This window comes from Pseudoalteromonas sp. KG3 (assembly GCF_030436385.1).
In the GTDB taxonomy this organism is placed as follows: Bacteria; Pseudomonadota; Gammaproteobacteria; order Enterobacterales; family Alteromonadaceae; genus Pseudoalteromonas; species Pseudoalteromonas prydzensis.
The window spans coordinates 3,422,052-3,441,399 of sequence record NZ_CP098523.1; the positions used below are offsets into that span (position 1 = coordinate 3,422,052).

17 protein-coding genes are annotated in these 19,348 nt (G+C 41.9%); 7 read left to right on the top strand and 10 right to left on the bottom strand.

Features of this window, described 5'->3' with window-relative positions:
• Nucleotides 1–113 precede the first annotated feature (113 nt).
• From hemL to NDQ71_RS16065, 6 genes are all read right to left on the bottom strand, one after another.
• Nucleotides 114–1,394, bottom strand: a complete 1,281-nt coding sequence (hemL, locus tag NDQ71_RS16040) for a glutamate-1-semialdehyde 2,1-aminomutase (protein ID WP_301561837.1) — start codon at nucleotides 1,392–1,394, stop codon at nucleotides 114–116.
• Nucleotides 1,395–1,422: 28 nt separating this feature from the next.
• On the bottom strand, nucleotides 1,423–2,439 hold the full coding sequence (locus NDQ71_RS16045) for an aspartate carbamoyltransferase (protein WP_192541516.1): 1,017 nt from the start codon (nucleotides 2,437–2,439) through the stop codon (nucleotides 1,423–1,425).
• An 84-nt stretch (nucleotides 2,440–2,523) separates the two neighbouring features.
• A complete protein-coding gene (locus NDQ71_RS16050; RefSeq protein ID WP_016708673.1) occupies nucleotides 2,524–2,958 on the bottom strand; it encodes a CopD family protein in 435 nt (144 codons plus the stop codon).
• A 20-nt stretch (nucleotides 2,959–2,978) separates the two neighbouring features.
• A complete protein-coding gene (locus NDQ71_RS16055; protein WP_064665601.1) occupies nucleotides 2,979–4,661 on the bottom strand; it encodes a chloride channel protein in 1,683 nt (560 codons plus the stop codon).
• 202 nt (nucleotides 4,662–4,863) lie between these two features.
• The gene (locus tag NDQ71_RS16060; protein WP_301561838.1) at nucleotides 4,864–5,889 is read right to left on the bottom strand and encodes a sensor domain-containing diguanylate cyclase; all 1,026 of its coding nucleotides are present in this window, start codon (nucleotides 5,887–5,889) and stop codon (nucleotides 4,864–4,866) included.
• A 14-nt stretch (nucleotides 5,890–5,903) separates the two neighbouring features.
• On the bottom strand, nucleotides 5,904–6,995 hold the full coding sequence (locus tag NDQ71_RS16065; RefSeq protein WP_301561839.1) for an MHYT domain-containing protein: 1,092 nt from the start codon (nucleotides 6,993–6,995) through the stop codon (nucleotides 5,904–5,906).
• Nucleotides 6,996–7,428: 433 nt separating this feature from the next.
• Between NDQ71_RS16065 and erpA the strand changes: the two genes are divergently transcribed.
• From erpA to NDQ71_RS16085, 4 genes are all read left to right on the top strand, one after another.
• The gene (erpA, locus tag NDQ71_RS16070) at nucleotides 7,429–7,767 is read left to right on the top strand and encodes an iron-sulfur cluster insertion protein ErpA (protein WP_064665602.1); all 339 of its coding nucleotides are present in this window, start codon (nucleotides 7,429–7,431) and stop codon (nucleotides 7,765–7,767) included.
• Between the two features lie 144 nt (nucleotides 7,768–7,911).
• The gene (locus tag NDQ71_RS16075) at nucleotides 7,912–9,006 is read left to right on the top strand and encodes an efflux RND transporter periplasmic adaptor subunit (RefSeq protein ID WP_064665603.1); all 1,095 of its coding nucleotides are present in this window, start codon (nucleotides 7,912–7,914) and stop codon (nucleotides 9,004–9,006) included.
• Nucleotides 9,007–9,009: 3 nt separating this feature from the next.
• The gene (locus NDQ71_RS16080; protein ID WP_064665604.1) at nucleotides 9,010–12,087 is read left to right on the top strand and encodes an efflux RND transporter permease subunit; all 3,078 of its coding nucleotides are present in this window, start codon (nucleotides 9,010–9,012) and stop codon (nucleotides 12,085–12,087) included.
• Between the two features lie 521 nt (nucleotides 12,088–12,608).
• Nucleotides 12,609–12,848 (top strand): helix-turn-helix domain-containing protein, encoded by a 240-nt coding sequence (locus NDQ71_RS16085; protein ID WP_016708680.1) that lies wholly within the window; start codon nucleotides 12,609–12,611, stop codon nucleotides 12,846–12,848.
• An 87-nt stretch (nucleotides 12,849–12,935) separates the two neighbouring features.
• Here NDQ71_RS16085 and NDQ71_RS16090 read toward each other — a convergent pair whose 3' ends face one another.
• Genes NDQ71_RS16090 through NDQ71_RS16105 form a run of 4 tightly spaced genes read right to left on the bottom strand, consistent with a single transcriptional unit; the run spans nucleotide 12,936 to nucleotide 16,689 of the window.
• On the bottom strand, nucleotides 12,936–14,315 hold the full coding sequence (locus NDQ71_RS16090) for an MFS transporter (protein WP_301561840.1): 1,380 nt from the start codon (nucleotides 14,313–14,315) through the stop codon (nucleotides 12,936–12,938).
• A 45-nt stretch (nucleotides 14,316–14,360) separates the two neighbouring features.
• Nucleotides 14,361–14,981 carry a peptidylprolyl isomerase gene (locus NDQ71_RS16095; RefSeq protein ID WP_064665606.1) on the bottom strand — a complete coding sequence of 207 codons (621 nt, stop codon included), beginning with the start codon at nucleotides 14,979–14,981 and terminating at the stop codon, nucleotides 14,361–14,363.
• A gap of 2 nt (nucleotides 14,982–14,983) precedes the next feature.
• Nucleotides 14,984–15,538, bottom strand: a complete 555-nt coding sequence (locus NDQ71_RS16100; RefSeq protein WP_192541521.1) for a YajG family lipoprotein — start codon at nucleotides 15,536–15,538, stop codon at nucleotides 14,984–14,986.
• A 2-nt stretch (nucleotides 15,539–15,540) separates the two neighbouring features.
• Complete coding sequence (locus NDQ71_RS16105; RefSeq protein WP_192541522.1) at nucleotides 15,541–16,689, bottom strand: methyltransferase; 1,149 nt, start codon at nucleotides 16,687–16,689, stop codon at nucleotides 15,541–15,543.
• 43 nt (nucleotides 16,690–16,732) lie between these two features.
• On the opposite strand from NDQ71_RS16105, the gene NDQ71_RS16110 reads away from it, so the two are divergent.
• The 3 genes from NDQ71_RS16110 to fabV all read left to right on the top strand — a co-directional run bounded on the left by NDQ71_RS16110 (nucleotide 16,733) and on the right by fabV (nucleotide 18,997).
• On the top strand, nucleotides 16,733–17,332 hold the full coding sequence (locus NDQ71_RS16110) for an alpha-ketoglutarate-dependent dioxygenase AlkB (protein ID WP_064665609.1): 600 nt from the start codon (nucleotides 16,733–16,735) through the stop codon (nucleotides 17,330–17,332).
• A 59-nt stretch (nucleotides 17,333–17,391) separates the two neighbouring features.
• Entirely contained in the window at nucleotides 17,392–17,703 is a 312-nt protein-coding gene (locus NDQ71_RS16115; protein ID WP_064665610.1) for a BolA family transcriptional regulator, read from the top strand.
• Between the two features lie 100 nt (nucleotides 17,704–17,803).
• Nucleotides 17,804–18,997, top strand: coding sequence for an enoyl-ACP reductase FabV (gene fabV / locus NDQ71_RS16120; RefSeq protein WP_064665611.1), 1,194 nt, complete (start codon nucleotides 17,804–17,806; stop codon nucleotides 18,995–18,997).
• Nucleotides 18,998–19,348: the final 351 nt, after the last annotated feature.

A 19,348-nucleotide genomic window follows, 5' to 3' on the forward strand; every position in this document is an offset into this window, starting at 1 on the left:
GCAACAGAACATATACTCAACGGCAATACTAATAGTTTAATATTTAGCCAAGCAATAAAAGGGCCACTTTCCTTAGAAGGTCGCCCTTTTATTGGCTTTATGTAATCTACAACTTAAAGTTTTGCAAACGCGCGTTCGGCAGCGGCGATGGTGTCGGCGATTTCTTGCTCTGAGTGATCAGAGCAAACGAAGCCTGCTTCAAATGCTGATGGTGCTAAATAAACACCTTCTTCAAGCATTAAGTGGAAGAACTTTTTAAAGCGCTCTAAATCACATTGCGTTGCTTGTTGGTAAGTGGTTACTTTTTCTTGATCAGTAAAGAAGAAGCCATACATACCACCGGCGTAGTTAGTGGTCAGTGGAATACCGGCTTTTTTCGCGGCAGCTTCGAAGCCTTCACAGATAGCTTTACTTTTCGCTTCAAGCTCAGTGTGTAGGCCATCAACACACAAAAGCTCGAGTGCTTTTAAGCCTGCCGCCATGGCGATTGGGTTGCCTGATAATGTGCCTGCTTGATAAACAGGACCTACTGGCGCAATGTAATCCATGATCTCAGTTTTACCACCAAATGCGCCTACTGGCATACCGCCGCCAATCACTTTACCTAAACAGGTTAAGTCTGGAATGATGTTGTAATAGGCTTGTGCACCGCCAAGAGCAACGCGAAAGCCGGTCATGACTTCGTCAAAAATAAGTACTGCTTTGTATTCATCACATACCGCACGCAAACCTTCTAAAAAGCCCGGTACGGGTGGAATACAGTTCATGTTACCAGCAACGGGTTCTACGATAATGCAGGCGATTTCGTCGGCGTACTTGGCGAAAATAGCTTTTACTTCGTCAAGGTTATTAAACGATACCGTTAAGGTGTGCTTAGCAAAGTCTTCCGGAATACCGGGTGAGTTTGGTACACCCATTGTCAGTGCGCCTGAACCTGCTTTTACTAATAATGAATCTGCGTGACCGTGGTAACAGCCTTCAAATTTTAGTATTTTGTCACGGCCAGTAAAACCACGCGCTAGGCGAATTGCGCTCATGGTCGCTTCAGTACCTGAGCTTACCATGCGTACTTTTTCAATTGATGGCACTAGCTGTTTTACTTTTTCAGCCATGAAGATCTCGGCTTCAGTAGGGGCGCCATAGCTTAGGCCGTTTTCTACCGCATCAAGTACCGCTTGTTTGATGGCTGGGTGGTTGTGGCCCATGATCATTGGTCCCCACGAACCAACGTAGTCGATGTAACGGTTGCCATCGGCATCAAAGGTAAATGGGCCTTGCGCTTTAGTAATAAACAGGGGCGTGCCGCCAACGCCATTAAAGGCACGTACCGGTGAGTTTACGCCGCCTGGGATAGACGCTTGGGCGCGGGCAAATAAATCTTGGCTAATTGTCATGAAAAATCCTATTAATTGTACTGGTAGATTAACTATCGCGTTTACGGCTAAACCATGGCACAGCGACTTCATATTGCTCAACTTTGTCGGCAACATCTAAGGTCAATGCAAATAGTGCCATACGAATTAGCACGCCATTTTGTACTTGGCGGAAGATAGCTAAGTTATCGTTACTATTTAAATCGTTATCGAGTTCATTGGCTTCCATGCGGCTGTCGCGAGGCAATGGATGCATTAATACTGAGTTTGGTTTGCAGTGTGTATTGTAAATTGATTGGCTGATCCGAAAACCACCACGGTATTTATTGGCTTCTTCTTGCGAAGGAAAACGCTCTTCTTGAATGCGAGTTTGATAGACGATATCGGCGGCTAAATTGCCTTCCATTTTATCGACGATTTCAATTTTATGACCGGCATTATCAACAGCATCCAAAATATAGCTCGGCATTTGTAAACCATCTGGTGCCACCATCGAGAATTTTATATCTTTGTAATGACAGAGTAATTTTGATAATGAATGCACAGTGCGGCCATATTTTAAATCACCAACAAGGGCGATGTGCATGCCATCAATCCCTTGCTCAAAACGGTTTAACTCACGCTCTATGGTTAATAAATCAAGCAATGCTTGAGTTGGGTGCTCATTCGGGCCGTCGCCGCCGTTGATCACCGGTACCGAGCAGCCAGTAGCGAATTCAGCCACTGAGCCTGCATCAGGGTGGCGCATAGCAACAGCATCCGCGTACGCAGAAATAACGCGCGCGGTATCGTATAACGATTCGCCTTTGGCAAGTGCAGAGCTTTGCATGCCGGTAGTTTCACGAACTAGGCCGCCTAATAAATTAAAGGCGGTGCCAAAACTTACACGAGTACGAGTACTTGGCTCAAAGAATAGGTTTGCTAAGATCGCGCCTTCTAACACATTGGTGCGCTTTTGCTTTTTAGCATATGGCTCCATTTTTTTGGCTACTGCAAAAATACGTTCAATACAGTCGCGGTCGAGCTGATTGACAGAAAGAATATTTTCACCTTGGAAACTTAACATTGGGGTTATTCCTATCACATTGAAAAGGGGCGCGATCAACCATCAACGATGGGCACGCAATCGCGCGATACTATAGCAAATTTTTTATAAACTAGGTTTAGTTACCGCTAAAAATATGATGACTAACAGTAGTAACACAGGTAACTCGTTAAAAATGCGATAAAAACGATGGCTACGGGTATTACGGTCGTGTTTAAAATCAGCCAGCAACTTAAAACAAAAGCCGTGGTACAGATATAAAATAATCACTAATACCAGTTTGTAGTGCAGCCACATGCTGTGTTTGAACCACTCACGGCCGTATTCCATAATGGTTAATACACCAAATACCGCGGTTAATATGGCAAACGGAGTAACAAAATATAATAAGCGGCGTTCCATGACTTTAAGCATTGAATTGCATGATTTCTCTTCGCTCATGGCATGATAAACAAACAGTCTTGGCAGGTAAAAAATGCCAGCAAACCAGGCAATCATAAAAAAGATATGTAGGGCTTTGTAGACTAGTAGCGCGCTCATAATGTTCTCTATTGGGTTAGTTAAAGTAAGCTATTACGTATGGTGAGGATATGGCGGATCTGATCCCAGCGCATAATTCCCATAATTTGTTGATTATCGAGTAAGTTATAGATATACACAGCGCCACTGCGTTTATCTTTTAATATATCAAACGCATCAGCAAGTGTGGCTTGGCTGCTGATCCCTTGCAGGCTGATATAGTTAATAGCAATGTTTTGATCCGACATTAAACTTAAATCATATTCCGCAAGCCGGTAGCCATTTTCAGCATCATAAACAATCAGCGGTGTTTGGCTATCTACCGCATTTAAGGTACTTTCGATTTGTTGTTTATCATCTGAATACAGTAGTTTAAAGTTTTCATCCATTTCGTCCATTACTCCCACCTTTTGCAAAGCTTCGGTCGCTGGCGATACTTGGTAACTTAAGCCTTGAAAGTCCAGTTGCTGTAAAAATATTGAGCGATTACCAAATATTTGTAACGCAGTAACATAGGCGGTTGTAATAACCAGCATAGCTGGGACGATGATCTCTTGGCTTGAGGTAAGCTCCATTACCGTCGTTAACGCAGCAAGCGGAGCATGTAAGGTGGCAGCAAGTAACCCCGCCATTCCTAATACGCTGTAGGTGCCCGCTATATCAACTCCAGGGCTAATAAATTGTGCAAAAAATGCCATTAAGGTGCCCATTAGTACCCCGAGCCCGATCACAGGACCAATAATGCCACCGGGAATACCTAAACCAATAGCAAATAGGGTGGCGAGTAATTTAGCGATTAAAATAGTGGTAAGCAGTTGAACATCTTCAGGTGTTTCTACGGCGAGTGTTATTGCACTCATCCCCGACCCCATCGCTTGGGGTACTAAATAAGCGATGCCGCCGGCAATGAGACCTGCTAATAACAGTCGTGGGAACATACTTAAGGGTTTAAAAGTTCGAATGATCAACATTAAATTTTGGTTAAATGCATAGGCTACAGCGCCAAGTGCGATACCAAATAGGATTAAAAATGGATAGTGCCAACCGCTAAGGGTGGTGATGGTAATAAGCTCTAATTCAGAGGCATTACCAAATACGAATTGAGTAGCCAAAGCACCGGTAACAGCAGCAAGCATAATAGGCACAAAGATATGCACTTTGTACTCACGCATCACGACTTCCATTACAAAAATTACCGCCGCTAATGGGGTGTTAAATGAGGCTGCAATGCCCGCTGCAACCCCACAACCACTGAGGGTTCGCATAGCGTTGTAAGGTAAATGCAGTTTATCGGCTAAGATACTTGCGCCGGTTGCACCCATATGCACGGATGGTCCTTCACGGCCGACAGAAAAACCACTGATCAATGCTAATGCACCACCAACAAATTGATTAACTGTGTTATACAACGGCATTTGTCCATAATGGCTTTTAATTCGATGAATAACGAATGGAATACCTAATCGATAATGTTTAAAACCAGTGAAAGCCGCAAACAGAGCAATTAAAAAGGCTGCAATAATAGGCATTAACACCCGTTCAAGAGGCGGTAAAGTGGTGAAGTCGTCAGGGTTATCAAGGAACAAGCCTTGAAAAAATAGAATGGTTAAACGAAATAGAATGATCAAAAACGCCGCAATTAATCCAGCACTTACGCCAAGTAAGCACAATTGCACCGATGTTTTTGGCTTTGCCAAGCGACGCCTAAGCGTTTCAAGCCACATGCTTTATTCCTCGCCACCTATTCCAGCGGGCAGTTTATCAAAAGTGTCACAGTAAGTCCTTTTGATTTTCATTTAGAGTTTAATTTAAATCAAATCGATACCAGTTAGTTAGGTTGCTGTACGCAATACCGATGGCAATGTATTAAAAAGCACTAACGAATGCTATTGCCAAAATCAACTGGGCTTTTTTAGTGGCTGAGGGTCATTGGTTGATGGTGGCTTTTTGATTGATTGCCTTCGTGCGCTTATGGTCGAACATTCTAGCATCAGCCTTATTGAGTAATTCATCTAAGCTGGTGGCTTCGTCTGGGTAAATTGCGTAACCGATACTAGCACTTACTGAGAAATTCCCTTGCGTAGATACTATGGGTAACTCAATGGCGTCTATAAATCGTGTCAGGGCTTTTTTAACTTGGTTGCTTGTTTCAATATGGGTAATGATAATTACAAACTCATCTCCGCCAATACGGGCTACACAGTCTGTTTTTCTAGCTGTGTCGAGTAAGCGCTTGGCTATTTCAACCAATACAAAATCACCGACTAAGTGACCATGAGTGTCATTAATTGGTTTAAATTTATCTAAGTCAAAATATAAGCAAGCGACTTTAGTGCCAGTGCGTTCTGTGCAGTCAAATTCATGCTCCGCAAACTTGCACAGTGCATTACGATTAGCGAGGCCAGTGAGGTGATCTGTTTGTGCTAACTGGAGAAGTTTATTTTCAGCAATCACACGCTTTGAGATATCAAAATTGATCCCTACCATGCTATTGCCGTAAATTCGGCCATCAGCATTTAGGTAGCGGGTTTCTCCGCTAGGTAAAATAATCTGAAATTCGGCATGAAACTCATCTTGATTGGCTACTGCACTTTTTAAGTTTTTGATGACTTCATCGTAGTCATCGGGATGTATGCTGTTCTCCCATACTGAGTAGTTACCATTAAAGGTTTCCCTATCAACACCATAGAGTTCGAACATCCAGTCATCCCAAATCAACTCATTGGTCTGAAAGTTCCATTCCCATATGCCAATATGTGCCGCGTTAGCTGCCATTGACATCCGATGATGCAATTTTTCAAGTTCTAGCTTGGCGACCCGCAGTTCGGTAATATCTTCGGATACAGCCAGTAAAAATTTTGCCTTACCACGGTTATCTTTAATGGTAATTTTACGAGTGCGTAAATAACGGGTGTGGCCATCAATGGTGATCGGCTCTTCATCGATTGTCATGCCTTGGCCTGAACTTAAAACTGAGCGGTCAGCTGCCGAAAAAACGCAGCTTCTTGTACTGGAAATAAATCAGCATCACTGAGTCCAATCAGCTCATCGCGTGTTTTACCAAGTAGCTGCTCGCCAGCTTTATTTACATGGCTAAATGACAGTTGCTCAGCTTCTTTGACGACTAACATAATTGGCAAAGTGTCGAAGATAGTTTGCGTAAACGCTTCTTGGTTTTGTATATTGGTTAAATCTTTAATGGTGGCGACGAATGACGGGTTGGCATGCTTTCTGATTGGGCTAATAGATACCGTAATTGGAAAGTCAACGCCATTGCTATTGCGCCCTTGTAACAATTGACTTTTACCCGCTTGATCGGCGTAGTTGTAGTGTGCTGTGTTGGTGGCATATTTTTGCGGCATCAACAGCGCAATGTTTTTACCAATTAATGCGTGTTGTTCAAAACCAAAAATAGTGGCAGTTGCAGGGTTTGCAAACTCAATATTGCCTAGTTTATCAAAACAAATAACCCCATCTTGCACAGTATTGAGCACCGCTTTTAATTTTGCGGATAATAAACTTCTCGCGCGTAATTCCATACTGCCAACCAGCAGCAAGCTTAATGTTAATAAAACAAACATGATAACTTGAGCAAGTTCAGAGCTGTTTTCATTAGTGAGATAGGTTGTATGATGTGCTGCAAAGACATACATAGACATCATGCTTATATAGTGCATTCCTGAAATTGCCGTACCCATTACCAAGGCTGCCAGCAGATTGACCCAGCTCAGCTTTATATGTGTTGTTAGACGTAATTCATTTATTTTTAAAGCAAGCCCAGATAGCACCACCGCGACGAGTACTGAAAACGAGAATAACCACGGTTCATAAGCCATGTGAGCAGGCATCAGCATCGCCATCATGCCTACATAATGCATACTACCAATACCTAAGCCCATCAATATGCTTCTGAGCCATAAATTGTTAAAACGCCCTAACGTAGGTGACATAACAATGTAGCTAGCAAATACACTTGGTAAAATAGACACCAGTGTTAATGTAATATCGTACTCTACGGGAATAGGGAGCTTATAGGCCAGCATGCCAACAAAGTGCATAGCCCAAATTCCGCCACCTAAAAAGCATGATGAAACGACCGTCCACAGTAGCGCTTCTTCTTTTAGTTGTGAGTCTTTAATTCGCGCGGATAATAAAAAGAAATATAGGAAGCGAACACCGCTGTTAAAATTGAGGCGATAACTAGATAGCTATCATATTGCGCAGTAATAACGGGTGCATTTAGCATTTCTGGGGTAACAAAATGAAGCTTTAAGTGGCTGTCCAAGATGGTCCCTCATCTTAATTAAAAAAATAAAGTGGGTGTATCTGAGTATGAACAACAAATATAGCCTAGAAATAGTGGCTTGACCATTTGATACAACTAACTATCTTAGATCTACATTAACTATTATAAGCAAACTCATCCCTATACTTGATTAAAACACTCGGGTATTAGATAATCGCAGCAATGTAGGTATAGAGGGTTATATTATGTCAGATGAATTACCCATTAAGTTCAGCGATGCAGCAGCTGTTCGTGTTAAACAGTTAATCGACGAAGAAGAAAACCCAGATTTAAAACTGCGTGTTTATGTAACAGGCGGTGGATGCTCTGGTTTCCAGTATGGGTTTACTTTTGATGAAAAGGCAAACCCGGGCGATTTAGAGATTGTCAAAAATGGCGTGACCTTAGTGGTTGACCCAATGAGTATTCAATATTTAGTTGATGGCGAGGTGGATTACACCGAGGGACTTGAAGGCGCACGCTTTTTTGTTGCTAACCCCAATGCAACGACCACCTGTGGGTGCGGCGCTAGTTTCAGCGTTTAAAGTATTGATTAAAGCCGCAGATTGCGGCTTTTTTATTGGCTAAAATTTAATACCCTCTAATTCTATTGCCTTAGAACGACTACCTACTCTATTATTCATACAACCATCTTACGCATTTACCATTGATAGCTAAAAGGAAATTTTGTGTTGAAAAAGCTTGCACAGCAATTAGAAGAAAAACCCTATATTCTCGCCATAGTCATTGTTGTTGCTATTTGTATCTGGATGGGCTCAGGCTCAAGTCATGCCAGTGATAAGCAGCCCCAAACGAATAGTGAGAAAGTAGCGAAAGTGCAAGTGGTGAAATTAGTTGCGCAAGAGATCAAAAAAACCTTGTCGTTTTATGGTAAATCAGAGCCTGATAAATTAGCGCGAGTGAGTGCTCGCCAAGCCGGAGAAGTAGACAAAATTTATGTCGAAGAAGGGCAGTTTGTTGAGCAAGGAACATTGATTCTAGAATTAGATAAATCAGATTTAGTCGCTCAGTTGGGATCTGCCACGGCATTGTTAAAGCAGTATACGGCTGAGTATGAAGGGGCACTTTCTCTTAGGAATCAAGGCCTGCAAGACCGTGTGCAAACCATGCGTAGCGAAGCAGTACTTGCGCAAGGTAAAGCACGTTTAGCTGGGCTGGAATTACAATTAGAGCGTACCGAAATTCGCGCGCCTTTTAGTGGCATTATTAATAAGCGCTTAGTTCAGTTAGGTGATTATGTTGCTATTGGTGATGCTATTTTAGAGTTAGTCGATCTTGATCCTTTAATAGTTCGTGCCGATGCAACGCAAAAAGAAATTACCGGTTTGCAAGTTGGTCAAGCTGTGCATGCCCATGTTTTAAATGACAAAACATATCCAGGTAAAATGCGTTATATTGCCTCGGTAGCAGATGACAGTACCAATACATTTCGTATTGAAGCCGCCTTTGCTAACCCTGATATGGAATACAAAGCAGGCTATTCAACGCAGCTTGATATCTCACTCGATTCTGCGCCTGCAATGTTATTAAGTCCCGCTTATATGGCACTTGATAGTGAAGGTAATATTGGTGTGAAGGTGATTAACGCTGAAAATCGCGTAGAATTTAAAAATGTCAGCCTTGCCAAATCAACTGCAGAGGGAGTATGGCTGTGGGGGTTGGGTGAAACAGCAAATGTGATCACGTTAGGGCAAGGGTTTGTCAGAGCCGGTGATATTGTTGAGCCCGTGTTTGTCGAAGCTGATACGACTGCGGGCGAGTAAGGCATGAAAAACTTAATAGAAGCGTCGCTTAATCACACGCGAACTGTACTGCTGATTTTTATTTTATTATTGATCTCTGGTTGGGTGACGTACCAAAATATTCCTAAAGAAGCGAACCCCGATGTCACCATCCCGTTTATTTATGTATCAATCATTCATGATGGTATTTCACCTGAAGATGCTGAGCGGCTACTGGTACGGCCGATGGAGATTGAACTACGCTCTATCGAAGGGGTAAAAGAAATGACGGCGGTGGCCAGTGAAGGCCACGCATCAGTAACACTTGAATTTATGGCGGGCATGGATCCAAAAGAAGCGCTCGCTGATGTACGTGATAGGGTCAGCCTTGCTAAAGCAAAATTACCGTCAGAATCAGAAGAGCCTGAAGTACATGAAATTCTCATGGAAGATCAGCAACCCACCATTACTTTAACACTCTCTGGTGACGCACCTGAACGAGGTTTATTAACCCTTGCCCGCAATTTAAAAGACGAGCTTGAGAGTATCTCTAGCGTATTGGAAGTTGATGTGGGTGGTGACCGTGAAGACATGGTTGAAATTGAAGTCGATCCGCTCGCGATGATTTCATATGGACTTGAGCCAAGCGATATTATTCAATTACTTTCTAATAACAATCGTTTAGTCGCAGCAGGCACCTTAGATACTGGCAAAGGGCGGTTTGCTGTAAAAATTCCTTCGGTATTTGAAACCATCCAAGATGTGATGGAGCAACCCGTAAAAGTGGTAGGTGATAGAGTCGTACGCTTTATGGACGTTGCTAAAATACGTCGTGCTTATAAAGATCCCAGCTCAATAGCGCGTATCAACGGCCGCCAAGCTGTATCGCTTGAAGTGAAAAAGCGTGCTGGTGAAAATATTATAGACACCGTAGCACAAGTGAAAGAGGTGGTGGCTCAAGCACAAAAAATGTGGCCTGAACATATTCGAGTTGATTACACCGGTGATATGTCGAAAGACGTGGAAATGATGCTGTCAGATCTACAAAACAACGTGTTATCAGCAGTATTGTTAGTTGTCATTGTCATTGTTGCGGTGTTGGGAGCACGTACCGCATTTTTAGTAGGAGTGGCGATCCCCGGTTCATTTTTGACCGGTATTTTGGTGATTTCCTTGTTCGGTTTAACCGTTAATATCGTGGTGTTATTTGCGCTGATCATGGCGGTCGGCATGCTGGTGGATGGCGCAATCGTGGTCACGGAATTCGCCGATAGAGCAATGAGCGAAGGCAAGACACGTAAGCAAGCTTATAAAATAGCTGCCGAGCGCATGGCCTGGCCAATTATTGCATCAACAGCAACGACACTTGCCGCATTTGCGCCGTTAATTTTTTGGCCGGGAATGATGGGCGAGTTTATGAAATATTTGCCTATTACTTTAATTGCGACATTATCGGCATCATTACTGATGGCATTGGTTTTTGTACCCACCATCGGCGGCTTGATTGGCAAAATTAGGCCATTAACACCACAACAAAAGCAAGACTTGGTGATTGCTGAATCTGGTGATTTAACTCAACTGCAAGGTTTTGCTGGGCGCTATGTGCGACTGTTAAATCGCGCCCTTGATAAGCCATGGTGGACCTTGCTCGCGGCTGTGGTGTTCTCAATTTTAGTATTTGTGGGGTTTGCGGTATCAAAGTTAGGGGTTGAGTTTTTCCCAGATGTTGAGCCAAACGGGGTGAACATTAAAGTACGTTCGTATAGTGATCTGTCTATTTATGAAAAAGACGTGGTCATGAAAGAAATTGAAACCCGTATTTTAGCCGTCGAAGGTATTAAAACCTTATATGCGCGCACCGGCGGGCAAGATCAAATCGGCTCATTTCGATTAAATTTAAAAGATTGGCATGAACGTCCGCCTGCTGAAGATATCATCACCAAAGTGAATGAGATCACCGCAAGCTTTGCCGGCGTTGAGATTGAAATGCGTAAGGATGAAAACGGTCCCGGGGGTGGTAAAGCACTGAGTATTGAGTTGAGCTCAAAATTTCCTGAGGTATTAAATCAACAAGCTAAAGTGATCCGCCAAGCTATCGAAAATGATGGCGCCTTTCGAAATGTAGACGATACAGCGTCAAAGCCTGGGATTGAATGGCAGTTAAAACTCAACCGAGCAGATGCTGCCCGATATGGCGCAGATGCAGCTATGCTTGGTGCAAATGTGCAGTTAATTACTAATGGCTTAAAGTTAGGCGAATATCGTCCTGATGATGTTGACGACGAAATTGATATTCGAGTGCGGTTTCCGCACGATAAACGTGATTTAAGTCGTCTTGAAACGTTACGGGTAAAAACCATACATGGCCAAGTCCCCATTAGCTATTTTGTTGAACGCCACGCCGCCCCAAAAGTAGACACTATTCGCCGTGTTGATGCCCATCGAGTAGTGACTATCAACGCCGATATGAAGGTCGGTGAGCAACTGGCTAAAGCTTTACCACGCTTGCAAGCACAACTAAAAGAGCAAGGGTTAGATCCTAGAGTTAAAATCAAAGTCCGTGGTGAAACCGAAGATCAAGATGAATCCGAGGCGTTCTTGAAAAATGCCTTTTTAGTTGCGCTGTTTGTGATGGGCATTATTTTAGTAACGCAGTTTAATAGTTTCTATCAGGCCTTTTTGATCCTAAGCGCGGTGGTATTTTCGACTGTTGGCGTGTTCTTAGGCTTATTAGTGTTACAACAACCCTTTGGTATTGTCATGTCTGGCATTGGAGTTATTTCACTGGCCGGCATTGTGGTGAATAATAACATTGTGCTAATAGATACTTACAACGTGTTAAGAGCGCAAGGGCTTGCTGCAAAAGATGCCATTTTAAGAACCGGCGCACAGCGATTACGCCCAGTATTGTTAACTACGGTGACAACTATTTTAGGGTTAATGCCAATGGTGCTACAGATCAATATTGATTTATTTAATCGTACAATTGATTTTGGTGCACCGTCAACGCAATGGTGGGTGCAATTAGCGACCGCTGTTGCGGGTGGTTTAACCTTTGCTACTATACTAACCTTAGTGCTAACACCTTGCTTACTGATGCTTCGCGAACGTCGCAGAGCCTAATGTTGGCTTATTTTTAGTCACTCACACACTGTGAGTGACTTGCATCATTAGAATAAAAAAGCCTAACACGAGTGTAGAAAGATTAAAATGTATATAAAGCCTTTCTTACCTTGCTTAATTGGTATCTTATTTTGTCTAAGAAAAAAGTACCAAATTAAGCAGAGGGCAACTGGCATAAGGAATAGTAATCGGAACATAAATGACTCTCTTTGGTGATGATTATACAGTTTATTAGCATAACTATTTAATTTTAAAGTTAAAAATAATTTATTGTAAAAAGGGTTCATTTCAATAAATTATTTGTTACATTAACGAGGAACTAATACTAGACTATTAACTTTAATGTTTGTTTTACAATAAAGTTAATAGCCTATAATAGCAATTACCCGCAATTGGTACTCGCCTAAAATTAGTTATTTCACATGAGTGTGAATAGTATATAATGTATCCAAGAGTGAGACGGGCAAAATTTCACTCTTAAATTAATTAAACTTTAAATCATCTAGTAGGAGATGTTTTTTATGATGGGTAAAACAGTTTCTTCTGAAGAAAACTCAAAACTAACTAAATGGCTTAAAACTAAGCGTCACGAGAAAGGTCATACAATGCGTAGCCTTGCTCAAGTACTTGGTACACCGCATTCATTCATTGGTAAAATTGAAAACCAAGAGCGCCGTTTAGACGTGATTGAATTTTTACGTTATTGTGATGCATTAGAAGTCGACCCGTACGAAGGTTTAGGCTTATTAAAAGAAGACTAATAGTTAGTTTTTTTAGTCAGTGCAGGGAAGCGCTTTCACCAGTAATTTATTCCCTACCACTTGCAAACTTCCCCCTCCAAAAACACTTTATGTATTCCCGTGATAGCTATTTTCTAACGCATACAAACGATGCCGAATTAGGTATAAAAAGATCAGTGATGGCAACACCATCAAGGCTGTTAAAATAAAGAACAATGACCAATTGCCACCTAGCCAATCATCAATTACTACGCCGCTATAACTCGATAGCAATGTTCGCCCTAAATTCCCCAATGATGCAAGCAACGCATAATGAGTAGCACTAAAGGCTCTGTCGCAGAGCATTGATATAAACGCTACCATAGCCACTAACGACCATGCCTGAGTAAACCCATCCACCACAATTGCCATCGCATACAAATGCTCTTGAGGGCCAGCTAGTGCAATCCAAGAAAACATTAAGTTGGATGCTGCCATGGCTACACCACTTATAAATAAGCCTTTAACGATGCCATATTTATGATTAAAAATACTGCCTAAAAATGCAAAAACGATGGTGATTAAGCCTGTTCCCAGCTTTGAGTAGTTGGCAATTTGTGTATTGCTAAAGCCGACTTCTTTATAAAACACAATCGACATACGGGCTAAAAATGCTTCACCAATTTTGAATAAAAATATAAAAGCCAGCAGCGCGAGTGCTGTTTTTACGCCATTTCGCGCGAAGAAGGTTTTAAATGGGTCGAGTACCGTCACCGCCAGCCATGCCGTCACTTTCGTTAATTGCGTCTGCTTACCCAGAGCGAGCTTTTGTTGGTAAATGCGTTCTAACTCAGCATGTACCGCCTCACGATTTGATTCAGGCTCTTTCGCCCAAAACACACAACTCATAAGTAGTAACATTACAATAGCTAAAAAGTAATACACTTGCGGCCAGTCAATGCTTGGCATATCCGCCATATAAAAGGGAATTGCGCCAAGTAGCGCATAACCGCTCCACCAACCAGAGGTTGCCATGGCCGCCGCTGCGGTGGCTTTATGACTCTCATTTTCATCTAAGGTCTCGATACGAAATGCATCAATAGCGATATCTTGAGTGGCAGAGGCGACAGCGATGAGGAGGCATAAAGCTGCAGCGACACCTAAGTGGGCGGTAATATCGAGCCCGGCTAATAAAATAACACCGAGTAAAATAAAGCTCTGGCAAAGCAGTATCCAGCTGCGGCGCTGGCCAAGCCAGCGATAAAGAATGGGTAGTTTGATTCGGTCAACCAAAGGAGACCATAAAAAGTTGATGCTGTACGCGCCAAAAACAATGCCAAATAAACCAATCATACTGCGGCTAAGACCTTCGTCTTTGAGCCAGGCTGACATTACTGAGCCAATCAGTACCCAAGGAAAGCCACTGCTCATGCCAAAAATAAACACATTTATAAGTCGTTTATCTTTAAAGTAAGAAAAATATTCTGCTATCGACAAGTTTTTAGTCATAATGCCTTCAATGGCAAAGAGAGTTAGGCACTCTCTTTATTATAGTTATAATGGAGTCGGCTCTAATACGGTCATATTTAAAATAATAACAGGGGTTTTTGGCACAAAATCATAACCAATCTTTTCGTTAAAACCGGTTTCAACTTGCATGATTTTATCAAGCGTTTCATAGCCCTCCATTACCATGCCGAACACGGCAAAACCCCAATCTTTACCTGGGTTTAAGTGGTCGTTATCATCCATGTTAAAGAAAAATTGACGCGTTCCTGAGTGTGGTTGGCGGTCTTGATAGGCCATAGCAATGCTGTACATATCATTTTTTGAACCATTGCCACTTTCATTAAAGATAGGATCGCCTTCATAAACGCCATCGTAATTTCTATCGTAACCACCGCCTTGAATAACAAAATCACGCTCGTTTTCTACATCACGTTCCACACGATGAAAAACAGTGCCTTTGTAACTGCCATCCATTACGTAAGTTAAAAAGTTATTGACGGTGATAGGGGCTTTTGAGCGATCCATCTCTATCACTATTTTGCCCATCGTGGTGGTGATCTCTACTCGAGGGAACATATTGTTTTTCTGAACAAAACGTCCTTCAGTTGCCGCTATAAGTGGTTGGCTCAGCAATAATAAAGCAGCCAATAAAAATACACGTTTCATGATTAACCTTCTAAAAATGCGAGTAATTCAGGGTCTGATACCATGCGGGTTATTAGCTGCTCAGTCAACTTATTGAGTTGACCTTCAATTTTGGCTCGGTCATGACCAAGCGGCCCTTCAAGGCTCGCATTGCCACGGTAAATTTTACTAAAATTACTGCTGCTACGAATAACCCGTACACCGAGTTCAATTTTTGCGTCGCTAGTATGAGATACCATCTTTTCAGTCACCACTGCTTGTAAAGTATGAATATCCACTTCAAAGCGAGTCGTTGCTAAATTTGAAATGCTAGCGCCGTTGCGGCTCAGCGCGCTATCAAGCGCACTTTTGATTGCCTCTGTGAGTCCTTGACTGGCAATGGTTTGAGTTTTATCTGAAGTGATCAATTTTAATGTTGCAGGGTCACCACGTAAATCAATCACACTGGTGCTTAAACTTTGATTAATAGCGCTTAACTTGCCACTTTTATAAACCGGATTTAAGATCAGTTGATTAGGCTGGCTACTACAAGCCGATACTGATAATAAAGCACAGCAAGGTAAAATGTATTTCATCATGGTTATAGCATTCCATTATTTTTAGTCGCACTTAATACTACAAATTTTTTATTTGAACCAAGCAACTCACAATTACCAAACATACGTTTTAGTTTGTCATGGTAGTCGAGATGACGATTACCGATAATACGCAATTCACCACCATTTTTTAAGGTGTCTTTGGCTTGCTTAAACATTTGCCATGCAATGTGATCGGTAACTGCTTGCGCTTGATGAAAAGGCGGGTTACATAACACCATATCAACACTTTCACGCTCAAAACCAGTTAAACAATCGTTTTCAATAAATGTACATTGCTCAAACTTGTCTTCCATATTAAGTTCAACAGTCAGCCGTGCAGATTCTACTGCCATGTACGATTCATCAACAAATGTCACTTGCGCATTAGGGCAGCGTGACAGTGTCATTAGCCCAACTACGCCATTACCACAGCCTAAATCAATAATGCTTTTTGCTTTATTGGTTTGTGGCAAATAGTCAAAAAAGAACCGCGCACCAATATCCAGTGAATCACGTGAGAATACATTGGCATGATTACTAATGGTAAAGTTAGTGCCTTCAAGCGGCCAGCTTACTGGGAAATCAGCGGCTTTATAACCACCTGCTGCATGGCCAATAATAAGGCGCGATTTTTTCACCGCTAAACTGGTTTTTGTTTCGCCAATAAATTGCTCAAACGCTTTAATAGTCGAGTTGTGCACATCTTTGGTTTTTGCTGCACCAATAACAGGCGTGCCGGGTGCCAGTACTTCGCTCAGTTCAGACAATTGATATTGTAAAAAAGCCAATGTACGTGGCACTTTTAAAATAACTAAATCAACCTGCTCAGGTAAAGCCGATAAACTATCAAGCTGACTAAAAGCGATTGTGGCAATTTTATTCTCTGCTAAGTTATAGGCAGCAGCTTGATGACTAATATAAGAATCATTGACTGAACAAACCGTTAACTGGCGTTTGCTAAAATAACAAGACAGTGCGCCAAAGCTATCATTTAAGATCAGCAAAGAGCGACAATCAGGATAATGTTCAGTAACATAGTCGATTAAGTATTCGTCTGCTGAATCCCAAGCTTGTAAGCTACGGTTTTTTTGATCTAACGGAAAACGTTCAAGTGTAAAAGTTGTATCGCCGAGCTGTGCTTGCGTGGTCATAATAGTTTAGTGATCAGTAATCAATTGATAGGTAAATTCTAACATGCAACGGCAAAAGGCCAACCCCCATATGTTACCAAATGGCTTTTCTTATCAAAGAAGGGCGCTGAGCGCACAAAAAAGCCTCGATTTATTTTATCATCTGCAGCAAAACTTAAACTGGCAGCAACCCAACACCACCGTTTACGGGCGAACAGGCCCAATCCCACGCTTGCAATGTTTTATCAGTGATAATGACATTGAATATGGCTACTCTCACAGTAAATTAGTGGTTGAGCCTTGGCCTGCTATTTTATTGGCTTTACGCAAACGCTTAGAGGCGCATTTACAACAGCCTTTTAATTCTTTGCTGGTAAATTATTACCGTGATGGTAATGATACTATGGGGTGGCACAGTGATGATGAAATAGAACTCGGTTTTCAGCCAACTATTGTGTGCATCTCTTTAGGTGCAGAGCGGGTGTTAAAACTCAAACATAAGGCCAGTAATAAAGTAACCGATTTACTACTACACAGTGGCAGTTGTTTGGTAATGAATGGCGACAGCCAACGAGATTACCAACACGCGATTGCCAAGCAAACCACGTTAGCTCACCCACGTATCAGTCTGACGTTTAGGTATATTTTACCAAAGCGCAGCTAGCCAATTTACAGACTTAGTTGTTATAGTAGAGCAATAAATCAGTTTTAAAGTGAGCCTTTATGTCAATGCAACAACAAATAGAAAGCAAATTAGCCGATGGGCTAGCGTGTAAGCATCTTAATGTGGTGAACGAAAGCCACATGCATAGTCGTGGCGAAGACTCGCACTTTAAGGTGATTGTCGTCAGTGAAGAGTTCAGCGGAAAGCGCTTATTACAACGCCATCGGCAAATTAATGAAATTTTAAAAGATGAGTTAGCTAATCATATTCATGCCTTAGCAATTCATACCTTTACTCCTGAAGAATTTAGTGAGCAAAGCGGTCAAGTTGCAGACTCACCAAGCTGTTTAGGCGGCTCTAAATTAGATTAACGGCCAGGTCTGAGAGCTCACCAGACTCATCAGACCTGTATTTTTACAATTAGCCTTTAAACTAGCGCTAATTTTTATTGAGATAGATATAGGATGATCAATGGTCATTAAGCCTAAAATTCGCGGTTTCATTTGTACTAATGCCCACCCAGTAGGCTGCGCAGCGCACGTACAAGAACAAATTAACTACGTAAAACAGCAAGGCGCATTAAAAAATGCCCCTAAAAATGTACTCGTTATCGGTGCTTCAACAGGCTATGGCCTTGCATCGCGTATTACTGCTGCATTTGGCGGTGGCGCTAAAACTTTAGGTATCTTCTTTGAAAAAGAAGGCACAGAGCGTAAAACGGGTTCTGCGGGTTGGTATAATACTGCGGCATTTCAAGCTGCAGCAGACGCTGAAGGTTTATGGTCTAAAAATATCAATGGCGATGCGTTTTCTAACGAAATCAAGCAAAAAGCCATTGATACTATTAAAGCTGATTTAGGTAAAGTTGATTTAGTTATTTACAGCTTAGCATCGCCGCGTCGTACTGATCCAAATACTGGTGAAGTGTACTCTTCTACCCTTAAGCCAATTGGTAATGCAGTTACAACTAAGAACTTAAATACATCAAAGCGTGAAATTGACGAAGTTACCGTGGAAGCGGCAAGCCAAGAAGACATCGACAACACCATTAAAGTAATGGGCGGTGAAGATTGGGAAATGTGGATTGATGCGCTTAAAGAAGCCGATGTCCTTGCTGATAACTTTAAAACCACTGCTTATACCTATATTGGTAAAGAGTTAACCTGGCCAATTTATGGTCACGCGACAATCGGTAAAGCAAAAGAAGATTTAGACCGTGCAACCGTGGCTATTAAAGAATCGACGAGTGCATTAAATGGTGAAGCCTATGTGTCATCACTAAATGCGGTAGTAACGCAAGCAAGTTCTGCAATTCCTATCATGCCACTTTATATTTCTGCGTTATTCAAAGTAATGAAAGCCGATGGCACGTATGAAGGCACCATTGAGCAAATTCATGCTTTATTTACTGAAAACCTATACGGTGATTCACCGCGTTTTGACGATGGCGGCCATTTATTCCAAAACTACAAAGAGTTGGAAGATGACGTACAAGCACGTATTCAAACTGTGTGGGATTCAGTTACCACTGCAACAATTGACGAACTAACGGACTACGTGGGCTACCACAATGAGTTTTTACGTTTATTTGGTTTTGGTATCGACACTGTTGATTACGAGCAAGACGTCGATGCAATTGCACCGATTGCAAATATGATTGATTAATTCAGCCATGTTTATTTAAAAAAAGTCGCTGCGGCGACTTTTTTTATGACCAAGCGTTTTTCTCTACTATTTTTGTTTAATTTCCATCCTTGCTCGCGAGCAATAGCACTTTGGTCTATATTGAATTTTATTCAAATGCGGCGATTGAGCTAAATAACCACTCTTGTCGTATAAATTTCATATTTACACTCGCATAGTAGTCACGATTAATGTTAAAATTCGCGCAATATATGTGAGGAGTTTAACTGCGTTGCTTGTTTTGAGATTAAAACAGGTAGTTCTTTGATATCTTGAATTTAGCTTAGATCATCGAAATAGCGACGTGGTTGGTACGATTTTTCAGTTTCTTTC

Coding starts and splice junctions, on each gene's coding strand:
- hemL (WP_301561837.1), bottom strand. CDS start 1,394: ATGACAATTAGCCAAGATTTATTTGCCCGCGCCCAAGCGTCTATCCCA.
- NDQ71_RS16045 (WP_192541516.1), bottom strand. CDS start 2,439: ATGTTAAGTTTCCAAGGTGAAAATATTCTTTCTGTCAATCAGCTCGAC.
- NDQ71_RS16050 (WP_016708673.1), bottom strand. CDS start 2,958: ATGAGCGCGCTACTAGTCTACAAAGCCCTACATATCTTTTTTATGATT.
- NDQ71_RS16055 (WP_064665601.1), bottom strand. CDS start 4,661: ATGTGGCTTGAAACGCTTAGGCGTCGCTTGGCAAAGCCAAAAACATCG.
- NDQ71_RS16060 (WP_301561838.1), bottom strand. CDS start 5,889: ATGACAATCGATGAAGAGCCGATCACCATTGATGGCCACACCCGTTAT.
- NDQ71_RS16065 (WP_301561839.1), bottom strand. CDS start 6,995: ATGCACTTTGTTGGCATGCTGGCCTATAAGCTCCCTATTCCCGTAGAG.
- erpA (WP_064665602.1), top strand. CDS start 7,429: ATGTCAGATGAATTACCCATTAAGTTCAGCGATGCAGCAGCTGTTCGT.
- NDQ71_RS16080 (WP_064665604.1), top strand. CDS start 9,010: ATGAAAAACTTAATAGAAGCGTCGCTTAATCACACGCGAACTGTACTG.
- NDQ71_RS16085 (WP_016708680.1), top strand. CDS start 12,609: ATGATGGGTAAAACAGTTTCTTCTGAAGAAAACTCAAAACTAACTAAA.
- NDQ71_RS16090 (WP_301561840.1), bottom strand. CDS start 14,315: ATGACTAAAAACTTGTCGATAGCAGAATATTTTTCTTACTTTAAAGAT.
- NDQ71_RS16095 (WP_064665606.1), bottom strand. CDS start 14,981: ATGAAACGTGTATTTTTATTGGCTGCTTTATTATTGCTGAGCCAACCA.
- NDQ71_RS16100 (WP_192541521.1), bottom strand. CDS start 15,538: ATGATGAAATACATTTTACCTTGCTGTGCTTTATTATCAGTATCGGCT.
- NDQ71_RS16105 (WP_192541522.1), bottom strand. CDS start 16,689: ATGACCACGCAAGCACAGCTCGGCGATACAACTTTTACACTTGAACGT.
- NDQ71_RS16110 (WP_064665609.1), top strand. CDS start 16,733: ATGCAACGGCAAAAGGCCAACCCCCATATGTTACCAAATGGCTTTTCT.
- NDQ71_RS16115 (WP_064665610.1), top strand. CDS start 17,392: ATGTCAATGCAACAACAAATAGAAAGCAAATTAGCCGATGGGCTAGCG.
- fabV (WP_064665611.1), top strand. CDS start 17,804: ATGGTCATTAAGCCTAAAATTCGCGGTTTCATTTGTACTAATGCCCAC.